Origin of the sequence: Cyclobacterium sp. SYSU L10401 (assembly GCF_010993705.1) — a bacterium.
Taxonomy (GTDB): domain Bacteria; phylum Bacteroidota; class Bacteroidia; order Cytophagales; family Cyclobacteriaceae; genus Cyclobacterium.
This window is the reverse complement of record NZ_WOFO01000001.1, coordinates 562995-575989: the sequence shown is the minus strand read 5'-3', so window position 1 is coordinate 575989 and position 12995 is coordinate 562995. Positions and strand designations below refer to the sequence as shown.

General features: G+C 45.4%; 11 protein-coding genes. 9 read left to right on the top strand and 2 right to left on the bottom strand.

Going from position 1 to position 12995, the window contains the following annotated elements; genetic code table 11:
• The first annotated feature begins 15 nt into the window (after nucleotides 1–15).
• The 4 genes from GL182_RS02360 (at nucleotide 16) to rpmF (ending at nucleotide 3283) form a co-directional block, all read left to right on the top strand.
• Entirely contained in the window at nucleotides 16–1227 is a 1212-nt protein-coding gene (locus tag GL182_RS02360; protein ID WP_163377947.1) for a LysM peptidoglycan-binding domain-containing protein, read from the top strand.
• 208 nt (nucleotides 1228–1435) lie between these two features.
• Entirely contained in the window at nucleotides 1436–2458 is a 1023-nt protein-coding gene (gene pdxA / locus GL182_RS02355) for a 4-hydroxythreonine-4-phosphate dehydrogenase PdxA (RefSeq protein WP_163377946.1), read from the top strand.
• Nucleotides 2459–2524: 66 nt separating this feature from the next.
• Nucleotides 2525–3073, top strand: coding sequence for a YceD family protein (locus tag GL182_RS02350; protein WP_163377945.1), 549 nt, complete (start codon nucleotides 2525–2527; stop codon nucleotides 3071–3073).
• An 18-nt stretch (nucleotides 3074–3091) separates the two neighbouring features.
• Nucleotides 3092–3283 (top strand): 50S ribosomal protein L32, encoded by a 192-nt coding sequence (rpmF, locus tag GL182_RS02345; protein ID WP_162344242.1) that lies wholly within the window; start codon nucleotides 3092–3094, stop codon nucleotides 3281–3283.
• A 70-nt stretch (nucleotides 3284–3353) separates the two neighbouring features.
• On the opposite strand, the gene GL182_RS02340 is transcribed toward rpmF, so the two are convergent.
• Complete coding sequence (locus GL182_RS02340) at nucleotides 3354–4913, bottom strand: hypothetical protein (protein WP_205603564.1); 1560 nt, start codon at nucleotides 4911–4913, stop codon at nucleotides 3354–3356.
• Between the two features lie 140 nt (nucleotides 4914–5053).
• On the opposite strand from GL182_RS02340, the gene GL182_RS02335 reads away from it, so the two are divergent.
• The 3 genes from GL182_RS02335 (at nucleotide 5054) to GL182_RS02325 (ending at nucleotide 8744) form a co-directional block, all read left to right on the top strand.
• Complete coding sequence (locus GL182_RS02335; RefSeq protein WP_163377944.1) at nucleotides 5054–6226, top strand: 2-isopropylmalate synthase; 1173 nt, start codon at nucleotides 5054–5056, stop codon at nucleotides 6224–6226.
• A 181-nt stretch (nucleotides 6227–6407) separates the two neighbouring features.
• Nucleotides 6408–7706 carry an amidohydrolase/deacetylase family metallohydrolase gene (locus GL182_RS02330; protein WP_240469520.1) on the top strand — a complete coding sequence of 433 codons (1299 nt, stop codon included), beginning with the start codon at nucleotides 6408–6410 and terminating at the stop codon, nucleotides 7704–7706.
• A gap of 6 nt (nucleotides 7707–7712) precedes the next feature.
• Nucleotides 7713–8744 carry a metallophosphoesterase family protein gene (locus GL182_RS02325; RefSeq protein WP_163377943.1) on the top strand — a complete coding sequence of 344 codons (1032 nt, stop codon included), beginning with the start codon at nucleotides 7713–7715 and terminating at the stop codon, nucleotides 8742–8744.
• A 9-nt stretch (nucleotides 8745–8753) separates the two neighbouring features.
• Here GL182_RS02325 and GL182_RS02320 read toward each other — a convergent pair whose 3' ends face one another.
• Complete coding sequence (locus tag GL182_RS02320) at nucleotides 8754–9104, bottom strand: Spx/MgsR family RNA polymerase-binding regulatory protein (RefSeq protein ID WP_163377942.1); 351 nt, start codon at nucleotides 9102–9104, stop codon at nucleotides 8754–8756.
• Nucleotides 9105–9210: 106 nt separating this feature from the next.
• Between GL182_RS02320 and GL182_RS02315 the strand changes: the two genes are divergently transcribed.
• Together GL182_RS02315 and GL182_RS02310 are read left to right on the top strand one after the other, a co-directional pair.
• A complete protein-coding gene (locus GL182_RS02315; RefSeq protein WP_240469519.1) occupies nucleotides 9211–9708 on the top strand; it encodes a DUF4168 domain-containing protein in 498 nt (165 codons plus the stop codon).
• A 163-nt stretch (nucleotides 9709–9871) separates the two neighbouring features.
• Nucleotides 9872–12988, top strand: a complete 3117-nt coding sequence (locus tag GL182_RS02310; RefSeq protein WP_163377941.1) for a DUF5107 domain-containing protein — start codon at nucleotides 9872–9874, stop codon at nucleotides 12986–12988.
• The last annotated feature ends 7 nt before the right edge of the window (nucleotides 12989–12995 follow it).

Below are 12995 nucleotides of genomic sequence, written 5' to 3'. Positions count from 1 at the left end.
GAAAACTGTAATAACATGAAGTACTGGATTTTGATTTTAGGGTTGATTGGTATGGCGTTGCCTTCTGAGGGCAGCCGATTGGTATCAATTGACTCTGTAGGAATAGAGCGTGAAGGGGAAAAATCCTATATCATCCACCAGGTAGAACCACAGGAAACACTATTTGGCATATCAAGGCGATATGGCACACCCGTGGGGGATATTGTACAAAGCAACGATAACCTGAAAGCCGGATTAAAATCAGGTCAACGCATCCGTATTCCCTTTGTAGAAAAAGAGACGATTCCGGAAGGAGCCAAAGTCCACCAGGTAATACCCGGTGAAACGCTATTTTCCATCTCCAAAACCTATCAGGTGGAAGTAACAGAATTGATGGCATGGAATGACCTGAAAGGCAATGACATCAGTGTAGGTCAGTCTCTGATTATCAAAGGGCTGGAAAAAAAAGAAGATCCAATAACAGAAGATAAAATTGAAGAAACTGCAGAATTGGGTGATCAGACAGTAGCGGTGACCAAAGAAAAGGTGGACACATCGCCTGAAAAATCAAAAACCGAAAATAAATCAGTAGCTACCACCAGGGAGAAAAAATCCTCTGTAAACGATTCCCGGAATACAAGCAGCTCCGGCAACAGTACTGTTTCTTCAGATGGCAACTGGATTTCACATAAGGTCGCCCAGGGAGAGACACTATTTGCCATTGCCAGGCAGTATGACGCGAGGGTCCCGGACCTTATCCAATGGAATGACCTTTCTTCCAATAATCTTTCCATAGGACAAACACTTAAAGTGGGAAGGGAAGCCAACGACAGGATCCCTGTAAGTCAGTTGCCCCCTGCCAAAAGCGAAACAACAAAACCTGCAACAGAGAATTCCCCTCCTGAAGCAAAAAGAAGCAGCCCTGCTGCCGGAGGTTCTTCCTCCACTTCCAGCACTAGCAATGTAAGTACCTCAACGGCATTCCGGAATGTCAAGGAAAGCGGACAGGCAGAGGTAATAGAAGGGACAGGTAACCACAAAAAGTACTTGGTCCTTCACCGTACAGCACCTGTAGGTACCATCATGAGGATCAGAAATGAAGAAAATGACGTAACTGTTTTTGCCAGGGTGGTGGGTGTACTTCCGGAGACAGGAGACAACAACAGGCTGTTGATCAAGGTTTCCAAAGCCGCCTTTGACCAGCTAAAAGCTGTAAATTCACGCTTCAGGGTGGAAGTTTCCTATTGACAACGCTTTAAAAAATCTGGAATTTTTTTCCTTAGATTGCTGTTTTTCCTGAAAATTACACCCGGTAAAGGTCCTTGTATCTTAAGATGGAATGTATTGGCTCAGCTTCCCGGGGAGATAGGAAGGGAAATTGGCCAGGATTATAATTTTAATGGTTAAATTGCCTGGATTTAAATTTTGGCGTTAGATACACAGGTTTTTAAAAGGCATGAATATAAAAAAAAACAAACCCGTAATTGGCATCAGCATAGGAGACATCAACGGCATTGGTGCTGAGGTGACCATGAAAGCTTTACAGGACAGCAGGCTCCAAAAGATGATTACACCCGTAATCTATGGGCACGGTAAAGCGATTACCTATTACAGGAAAATAATGGAGATGAATGATTTTAATTTCATGCAGATTAAAAGCATTGAAGAAATCCATCACAAAAAAACCAATGTGATCAATGTGGTACAGGAATCTCCCGAAGTCATGCCGGGTGTAGAAACCAAAGAAGCAGGCAATATGGCATTAGCTGCCTTGGACCAGGCCATAGTCGACCTTAAAAGTAACCACCTTGATGCCCTTGTCACAGCTCCGCTGAATAAAAACAACATCAACAGTGCTGAAACCCCTTTCATAGGGCATACAGAATATCTGGCAGATGCATTTGAATCCAAAAAAAACATGATGTTTATGGTTTCAGAAGACATGCGCGTTGGACTAGTAACCGGTCACCTTCCCCTAAAATCAGTAGTTGCAGCCATTACCACAGAGACCATTAAAGCAAAGCTAAAAATCATGCTCAAATCCCTCACGCAGGATTTTGGTATTGCAAAGCCAAAAATTGCGGTACTGGGACTAAATCCACACGCAGGAGAAGACGGACTTTTAGGTACCGAAGAACAGGATATCATCCTTCCTGTAGTCAAAGAGTTTAAAGAAAGGGGAGAACTCGTCTTTGGCCCCTATCCATCAGACGGATTTTTCGGCATGATGCACCAGAAAAAGTTTGATGGGGTTCTGGCCATGTATCATGATCAGGGCCTGATTCCTTTTAAAACGGTTTCCTTTGACAACGGGGTGAATTTCACTGCCGGACTCCCAATCATCAGAACCAGTCCAGACCATGGAACGGCCTATAATATTGCCGGCAAAAATGCTGCAAATGAGGGTTCCATGCGCACGGCCATTTTTCTGGCCCATGACATCATCCGCAGGAAAGTGGATTGGGAAGCAGGCGATTGAAATTAATTTAGCCTGAACTTTATAAATCAGAAAATATTATCTAAATTTGCGGTCTTAAATCAGAAGATGAAATTCATAAGGAAATTCGATATCGACATCATCCGATTGAAGGAGGGGGAGCATCATTTCGATTTTGAGATCGGCGGTGAGTTTCTGGATCATTTTGAAAAAATAAATGAAGTGATTCACCAGATAGACCTTAAAGTGGAGGTATGTCTGGACAGAAAAACCAATCTTATAGACGCAGATTTTTCCATTGCAGGCACTGTTGGTCTCACCTGTGACCGCAGCCTGGAAAAATTTGAACATGCTTTAGACGTAAAGAATAAGATCCTTTACAAATATGGCATGGAAGAAAAAGAGATCAATGAGGAGGTTTTTCAAATTACCCCTGATACACCCAGCATCAATGTGGCGCAGCTGATCTATGAGTTTATCCTGCTGGCCCTACCGGCAAAGAAGATCCACCCGGCCCACATGACCGAGGAAGATGAATCAGAGGATGCCGGTGGCTGGATCGTGTATGAAGCAGGCAGCGAAGAAGAAAAAGAGGACAATATAGCCGGTCAGAATCCGTTTTGGGAGGCTTTGAAAAAATTAAAAAATAACGAATAATCTAAAAATCACATAGATATGGCACATCCTAAAAGGAAAATTTCCAAAACCAGAAGAGACAAAAGAAGGACACATTATAAATTGAATGCACCTGGATTGGCTCAATGCCCCACCACCGGTGAGTTTCACCTGCCCCACAGGGCTTTTTGGTTGGATGGCAAGTTATATTATAAGGGACAGGTCATCATAGAAAAGGAAGTATTGGCCTGATTTCTATACCCTTATAAAAAAGCTGCCATGGAAAGTTTTTCTCTGGCAGCTTTTTTAGTTTCCATAAAGCTCATTTTTCCAATCTGGATTTCTCCAGAAACTTCTGCCGGATGACCTCCTGAACGGGTAGGTTTTCAATTTTACTTTCCAGCCAGGATATGATGTCAAGATATAAAAAGGCGCGTTTTTCGAAGGGGTGGTTCTCGTAAATTTTGAGCTTCTCCCTGAGTTCTATAAAAGCACCTTTGAGTTCATGGTCGTAAATGCGGCTTAGCTTTCTGACAAACCGCATCATTTCCTTTTGCACCTGATGCAGGTCGTCCATTTTGATCAGAAAACGGTATACATTCCGAATTTGCCCATCCAGTTTTTCATCCAGGCCTGCCTCATAACTGGCGATAAGCTTGAGGATATGTGCAAAACATTGCAGGTCTTCCCGCAGTCCATCCTGATTGTTCTCAATCACCTGGTTCAGGTAATCAATCGCCTTTTCATTGTCTCCATGTCCAAAATAAAGACAGGCCACTTTGTAATGCAAAACCATCAGGTGGTGAATGTCCAACTTGTTCTTGATCGGTTGCATTTCCTTCATCAGGACAGGTACCAGCTCTTTCACTCCCACCGAAAACTCTCCTTTTAAAAAGTGTATATTGAGCAGGTTGGAATAGAGATATAAAAATGCCAGTATCCGGCTGTTGTCATCCATTACAAAATCACTTTGTTTCAGGCTATCCCTGAATTCCTCCAATACCTCCGAAAACCGCCCATAGTAACCCAGATAAAAAAGGGTGTCCAACAAATAATGGTAAGCCTTCAGGTAATTGCCGGTAGCCACCCGGATCATGTGTGGGGAGTAGTGAAACAAATCCACCCAATGCTGGGCAGCCCTGTAGCAAAGTGGAAAATCCTGAATAATATGAAAATACCATACCTGAGCCTGAAAAAGATACATTTTCTCATAAAAACCCAGGTTGGCAAGTACGTAGTCCGGCATATTGTCTTGATAGAACCTTTCCAATCTTCGTCTTCCCTCCTTGTCTTTGATATAACCGGTCTTCAGGTATATGCCATAAAGCTGTAAGGAAAGGCTGGAAAAGCGATTTTTCAGATCTACTTTGTGGGAAAGTGCGGATGATTCCTCACCGAGTAATTCCGCCCTGTTTCTGATACTTCTGGTAATGTGCTGGGATTCTATCACCTTCTCCATCTCCACAACGCGAAGCATAACCGTATCCAGGCCATATGCTCTGGCCACCTGTTTGGCCTTATCCAACACCTTCAAACTTTGCATGTAAAGGCCCTTGTTAAACAAAATCCTGCCAAAATCAATCTGTTCATTGAGCTGAAGCTCTACATTCCGGTCTGCATACAATAGCCTCAGAGAAGTCAAAACTTGTTTGTACAAATGCGCCTTCATATTGGAAAGCTGTTTTTTTCCAACCGGCGCTTTTCTTAATAGAAGGGCTTCATCATATTCATCCATCTTGTCCAACACATCAAACAACAGCAGAAATTTGGCATCCTGATTGGAAGATAGTCTTTTGGCATACAGCTTAAAACTGCGCTTTTCAGAGGGGGACAAGCTGCTGATCAAATCAAACAGAAAATCTTTTCTAAAATTGGATATCATATATAAAATACTCCTATTTAACTGATTTTAAGTCTATTATGATATTATAAGGGTCATTAGGTATCGGACATATAAAGTTAATTGAATTTCATTGCCGGGGCTAAGGTTTTACATTGGTTTTTAATAAAAAATGAACTAGCATGGATGACAATCGCGTATTGATCTTTGACACTACCTTAAGGGACGGAGAACAGGTTCCCGGATGTAAATTAAACACCCCTCAAAAGATCGAAATCGCCCAGCAACTCGAGGCTTTGGGAGTGGATGCGATCGAGGCGGGTTTTCCAATCTCCAGCCCGGGAGATTTCAAATCAGTGGTAGAGATTTCAAAAAATGTAAAAGAACCCATTGTATGCGGGCTATCCCGAGGGGTGAAAAAAGATATAGAAACTGCAGCTGAAGCCCTCAGGCATGCCAAAAGGCCCAGAATTCATACGGGAATCGGCACCTCTGATTCTCATATCAAATACAAATTCAAAAGCAACCGGGAGCGAATACTGGAATGGGCAGCTGAAGCAGTTGCTCATGCCAAGAAATTCGTAGAAGATGTAGAATTTTATGCAGAGGATGCCGGCCGCACAGACAATGAATACCTGGCAAGGGTTTGTGAGGCGGCTATCAAGGCCGGAGCCACGGTTCTGAATATTCCGGATACTACTGGTTATTGCTTACCTGATGAATATGGGGCCAAAATCAAATACCTGTGTGACCATGTCAAGGGCATTGAAAACGTCATCATTTCTGCCCACTGCCACAACGACCTGGGTTTGGCTACTGCAAATTCCATTTCAGCTGTCATGAATGGCGCCCGGCAAATTGAATGCACCATCAATGGCATTGGTGAAAGGGCAGGAAACACCTCCCTGGAAGAAATCGCCATGATCATGAAGCAACATCCAAGACTAAATGTCCACAACCGCATCAATGCCAAACTTCTGAATCCAATAAGCCGGCTGGTTGCGGAAAGGATGGGCATGCTGGTACAACCCAATAAAGCTATCGTGGGCACCAATGCTTTTGCTCATTCGTCGGGAATCCACCAGGATGGCGTCATTAAAAACAGGGAAACCTATGAGATCATCGATCCATTGGAAGTAGGCGTGGACGAATCGATGATTGTGCTTACCGCCCGCTCTGGCAGGGCGGCATTGGCTTACCGTGCCCATAAAATAGGATACAACCTGACCAAACTGGAACTAGACAGGGTCTACCATGTCTTCCTCAACCACGCAGATATCAAAAAAGAAATCCTGGATGCGGACATCCACGAAATCATAGATGAAGCCGGAATCAATCAGCACCAGGAAGCTTAGACACCATTGGAAAGAGGGGGAGGAACTCCCCTCTTTCATTTAATAGCAAACTGGATAAAAAAGAAATGAGGAAATTGATTCCTTCTTTTAGGATAACTTTTCACCTTCATTTGGCCAATCAACAAAAAAAGCTTGCAACTGGCTTTTCAAATTTTTACTTTGATATAAAAAATAAAATCCCATGATTACATCCAGCCCAAGCCTTCTTTCCCCCTTAAAAAAAGTAATGTACAAATGGCAAAAATTCAGTCTGTTATTGCTGCTTATTTGCGGCTCGGCTTTTCCATTAACTGCCCAGGAATATGATATTCTGATAAAGGGAGGTCATTTAATGGATCCTAAAAATAACATTGACGAACCCATGGACATTGCCATCAAAGATGGGCAAGTGGCCCTGGTTCAGAAAACCATCCCTTCCGATCTGGCTGCGCAGGTGATTGATGCCGGTGGCTTGTATGTTTGTCCTGGGCTGGTGGACATCCATACCCATAATTTTTATGGACTGGACCCTTACGGACAATACAGTAATGGTTATAACTCCCTTCATCCTGATGGATTTACCTTCCCCTATGGCGTGACTACCGTAGTAGATACCGGGGGAGCCGGGTGGAGAAATTTCAGGCAGTTTAAGGAGCAAGTAATTGACCGGGTCCAAACCCGGGTGCTGGCCATGCTCAATATTGTGGGACATGGAATGAAGGGATCGCCCTACGAACAGAACCTGAATGATATGGACCCCAAGATGACTGCCATGGTAGCCAGACAATTTCCCGACCACATCGTTGGGATAAAAGTTGCACACTACTCCGGCCATCAGTGGGAGCAGATCGATCGCCTGGTAGAAGCCGGGGAAATGGGGAATATTCCTGTAATGGTAGATTTTGGCGGAGCCAACCCTCCCCTTTCCCTGGAAACCTTGTTTATGGAAAAACTCAGACCCGGAGACATTTATACACATATCTTCGGCGGAGGGGGCTTTGGCCGGGAAGCGATTGTGGATCTGGGTGGCAACCTGAGGCCCTTTGTCAAAGCAGCCCAGGAAAGAGGGATCGTGTATGATGTGGGCCATGGGGGTTCAAGTTTTGCCTTCAAACATGCCATTCCTGCCATGGAGCAAGGATTGAGACCCAATACCATCAGTACCGACAGCCACCTCAGCAGTATCATGAGCGGCATGAAAAACATGAACAATGTCATGTCCAAATTTTTGAATATGGGCATGAACCTGAATGAAGTCATTACTGCCTCTACCTGGACTCCTGCACAAGTCATCAACAGGGCGGAACTCGGACACCTGAGCCCCGGAGCCGAAGCGGATATTGCCATCTTAAACGTATTGGAGGGTAATTTTGGTTTTACCGAAAAAACCGGGGAAGGAAAAATGATGGGAAAATACAAACTGGAAAACGAACTCACCATGAAAGCAGGCCGGGTGGTCTGGGACCTGAATGGACTTACAGCAACCCTTTGGGATGAATAAAAGAAGATGAAAAGAAGACATTTCTTTCAAAAGGCAGGAGCACTCTCTGCTGGCATTGGGCTGGGCATAAAGGGGACTGCAGAAGCTTCCGACAAGGAGGTTAACTTTAAAAAACAACCCTTTACGGTAGGGATCAATGACTTTAAAATTGACTACCATGTTCCACAATTGGAACAGGAAGTAAAAATCATGCACATCACGGACACCCATCTCTGGCGGGATGATGAGCGAGGGGAGCCCTACCGGCAGTTCAGCGGCAGAATGGCCAAAGCCTACAATGAGACCCGGCACTTTATTACCGGAGAAACCACTCATCCTGAAGAAGCCTTCGAACAGACGCTTAAACTGGCAAAGGAGGCAAAGGTGGATGCCATCACCCTAACAGGAGATCTATTCAGTTTTCCCTCCGAGGCCGCCATTGCATGGGCCTATGAAAGGCTCGAAGCATTGAACATCCCCTATCTATATTCCAGCGGCAATCATGACTGGCATTATGAAGGCATGGAAGGAAGTTTGCATGAACTCAGGAACACCTGGATAGAAAAACGGTTGCTGCCCCTTTACAAAGGAAAAAACCCATTAATGTATGCCGAAATGGTGAAAGGCATTAATGTAGTTAACATTGACAACAGCTATTACGAAATCATGCCTGAGCAACTGGAATTTTTTAAAGCGGAATCCCGAAAGGGTTTGCCCATGGTGCTGATGATGCACATTCCGCTTTATGCACCTGGACGAAGTCTCGGCTATGGTTGTGCCCATCCGGCATACAATGCGGCCAATGATAAGAACTATGAACTGGAACGCAGGCAGAGGTGGCCGGAAAAGGGCCACACACAAACCACCATGGAATTCCATAAAGAGGTTTTTGCTGCGGAAAACCTTCTCGGTATTTTTGCCGGTCACGTGCACCGGCAAACAGTGGACTGGGTAAAAGGTACACCACAATTCCTAACCCATCCCAATGCTGCTGGTGGATACCTGGAAGTAAATTTTATACCCCTGAACAATGCTGCGCAAAATCAACTCAAAAGCTAGCGTTTTCCCTTATATTTTCTGCCTGATCGATTCCTCATCCAGACCGGCTTGCATGCTTCCGTCTTTAAAAATAAGGATGGGTCTTTTGATCATACTGCTTTTTTCCTGCAGCCGGGCAATAGCCGTACTTTTACTCTCCAAATCTCTTTTAGCCGATTCATCCAGCCGCTTGTATGTGGTGCCACGTTTATTGACTACCTTTTCCAATCCGAGGGTATCAATAAAACTTTCCAGCAGGGCCGCATCAGGCGGTTGCTTTTTGTAATCCACAAAGTCGTACGGTCTTCCTTCGGCTTCAAATAATGCGAAGGTTTTCTTCATGGTATTACAATTCTTTATGCCGTAAATTTTCGTTTTCATTTTTTTTCCTACTTAACAATTTTTAACAGGGTAATTTTATAATTTTGGAATGTTTATTGCAACTTTGTAGTGGAAAAGAAATTATAATAACAAAGTAAAACAAATCATGACTTATTCAAAAGTATTAAATGCATCTCTTTTTTCCATGCTGTTTACCATTTGCTTTGCCTTTGGAACAATTGCACAGCAACTTCCTCAGGGAGCCCAGCAGCAGGTTAATGAAAACTTTTCGGATGAAGAGTATGAGCAGTTTGTCACCATTAACCAATCTCTGGCGCCCATGCAGGCAGAAGTGGAACAAGAAATGGTAGGTATTCTGGAGGACAAAGGCATGGAAGTACCCAGATTTCAGGCCCTGATGCAAGCTCAACAACAAGGCAACATCCAGGATGCCTCTGATGACCCTGAAGAAATTGCCACCTTTAACGAAGCTGGTCAAGAAATCATGAAAGTTCAGCAGGAAAGTCAACAAAAATTGCAACAGCATATTGTAGACAATGGTATGGAGATCGAAAAATTTCAGGAAATGTCTATTGCCTATAACCAAAGTCCTAAGGTGAAGGAAAAAATAGATGCCAAAATGGAAGAACTTGAAAATCAATAATAGTTAATAAGTTCTAATCTGTATATTATTCAAAAGGGACTTATGAGTCCCTTTTTTTTTAATTTAATGAGCAATTGGTCACTTAAAGGGACCGTTTCTACAATACCTCAGGTATTTGAAGGGGATTTTTGTTAGATTTAGTCTGACATTCTCTCGTATCTCAATGAAAATTAAATATGGCATTGCAGCACTAGGTCTGCTGTTCGCTCAGTTCTGCTGGAGCCAGAAAGCCCAGGTATCTCAGGAACCGACTACTTTCACTACCTACCCATTTTCCGATCCCAGCCCGGTGCCTTCCCTGGCCTATAAATCGGACATATACCCCTATTTTAAATTTGAAGGCTACAGTGTGGATCCGGTTAAGCAGGACTGGAACCTGATTACCCTGGAAAATGAGTACCTGAAAGTCACCATCATGCCGGAAATCGGTGGCCGGGTCTGGAGTGCTGTTGAAAAATCTACGGGAAAAGATTTCATTTACGAAAACGAAGTGGTCAAGTTCAGGAACATCGCCATGCGTGGACCCTGGACATCCGGTGGGATAGAATTCAATTTTGGTATTATAGGCCATTCCCCTGCTACAGCTACTCCGGTAGATTACCTGGTGTATGAAAATGAGGATGGGTCCCTTACTTGCATCGTAGGCACTATGGATCTACCCTCCAGGACCCAATGGCGGGTGAAGATCAACCTGCCCAAAGACAAAGCCTATTTTGAGACGGAAGGGATCTGGTACAACCCCGAACCCCTGCGGCAGCCCTACTACAACTGGATGACGGCAGCAGCCCATGTGGGCGAAGACCAGGAATTTTTTTACCCCGGACACATTGCACTACAGCACAGTGGTGCCCTGATGGATTGGCCCATTCAGGAGGGAAAAGAGGTGAGCCTCTATGCCAACAATGCCTTTGGCTCCAGCAAATCCCACCACATGGCAGGTTCTTTCCAAAACCACTTTGGCGGGTATTTTCATGATCAGGGATATGGCTTTGGACATTTTTCCAGTTACGATGACATGCCCGGTAAAAAATTGTGGCTTTGGGCATTGTCCCGCTCCGGAGGCATTTGGGAAGACCTGCTGACCGATAAAAACGGCCAATACATGGAATTTCAGGCCGGGCGGATGCTCAACCAGTTTTCGCCCAGTCCAAGACAACCCAGCCCTTTGAGCAAGGCAGGATTTGCCCCCTATACCATTGACCAGTGGACAGATTATTGGTTTCCCGTCAAGCAGATTGGCGGCATCAGTGCCGTGAGCCAGTCCGGTGTTTTCCATATAAAAGAAGCCAACCAAACGCTTTCCTTATCCTTCAATCCGTTTGAAACCATTCAAGAAGAGCTGCAGGTTTACATCAACGATAAACCGGCCCAAACCATCACCCTTAATGGGCAGCCCATGGATGTGATTACCAAAGAACTGGCCCTGGATGCTCCCCTACAAAATCTGGAATTGATTTTGGGAACCGAAAAAGTCTATTCCTGGGCGAGCGAAGACCCCATGAAATTGAACCGGTCTTTTGATAAAACCGAAGCGGAACCGCTTTCAGCCATAGACGCATTGTATTACAACACCCGGCAGGACTATTACAGCAGGGCCTATCCGGAAGCCCAGGCCAAATACGAAGAACTGCTCAGGCAGGAGCCCGGACACCAGCAGGCGAACATCGATTATGCCGAGCTGCTCTTTCGTTTTGGGCGGTATGAAGATGCTCTGGAACAAATTGCCCAAGCCCTGGACACGGATTTCTTTGACCCCCAGGCCAATTTTGTGGCCGGAAGCATTTACAGGGAGCTCGGTCAGTCGGTTGATGCCCTGGAAGCCTATGGCTGGGCTGCCCGATCCATGGAATTCCGCTCTTCCGCCTACACCGCCATGGCTGAGATCCATCTGGCTGAAAACAACCTGGCAAAAGCCTCCGACTATGCCCGCAAAGCCTTGGATTTTAATGTGTACAACATCATGGCCTACCAGGTGCTGGCTGTCAAACACCGGCTAGCCGGGGAAAACCAGCAAGCCGGGGAGGTGTTGGAAAAGCTATGGGATATCGACCCCCTGAATCACTTTATCCGGTTCGAACAATACCTGAACGAGGAAGACCCACAGCGGCTGGAGGAATTTCAGGGGCTTATCAACAATGAATTCCCCTACCAGACCCACTTGGAACTCGCCGCTACCTATCTAAAATACGACCGCAAATCCGAGGCCTTGCAGGTTTTGGGACAAAGCCCGGCACATGCCCTGGTAGATCTCTGGAAGGCCTTTCTGGATGAAAAGCAGGACGAGTCGGGTCTGGACGCCCTGTTGGCCAAACCCATTGCCTTTGTCCTGCCTTACCGAAAAGAAACGTTGCAGATGCTAAAGCAAGCAAATGAGAAGCGATTGCACTGGAAGCTGGATTATTACCTGGCGCTAAACCTAATGGCGTTTAATGAAACCGAAGAAGCAGCAAAACTATTGACCGAAATAGACGAAAAGGCCGATGAAGCGACTTTCTACCTAAACCGAGCCCTTTTGCTTGAAAAAACGGGAGGAAAAGATCCCCTGGCCGATCTGAAAAAGGCCTGGGAAATGGACCCTTCCCAATGGAGGCACTGGCAGCACCTGGCCCGATATCAGGCAGAAAACGGCAATGACCAGGAGGCCCTGTCCCTATTAAGAGATGCCACCCGGAAGTTTTCCGGAAGCTACGTGCTGGAGATGGATTACATCCGGGTACTGAATAGCCTGGGCCAATACAAAAAAGCCATGGACCTGCTCGACAAAATCCATGTGTTGCCCTATGAGGGAGCCGGAGAAGGCAGGGCCCTATTTGAGACAGTGTACCTGAATGCGGCCCTGGAAGACATGCAGGCAAGGAGGTGGAAATCCGCCCGTATCAAACTGGAAAAATCCCTGGAATGGCCCGAAAACCTGGGCGTAGGTAAGCCTTTCACCACCAACGAAACGATGCAGGGTTACTTGTTGGGACTGGTAGCCCAAGCCCAGAATCAGGAGGACTTGTTTCGCTCGCACATGCAACAAGTAATAGCTGCTACTGAAAACATGTCCCGCAATCGGTCCGAGCAGTTGCTGGCTTTATTTGCACTGGAAGCACTGGGTGAAAGCGAGGAAGCTTCCGGTCTTTGGAAAGAAATCAAAAGCGCGGGGAACGAAGAAACGGTGGATTTTATTGGAAGGCTTTACGCTGGCACAGATCAACCGATCACATCTGAATCGGGCAATCGCCGGGAAGCTTTACTGGAAAAGATAGCGGGAGTACGTAGGAATCTTCAGAAATGAGGTCAAG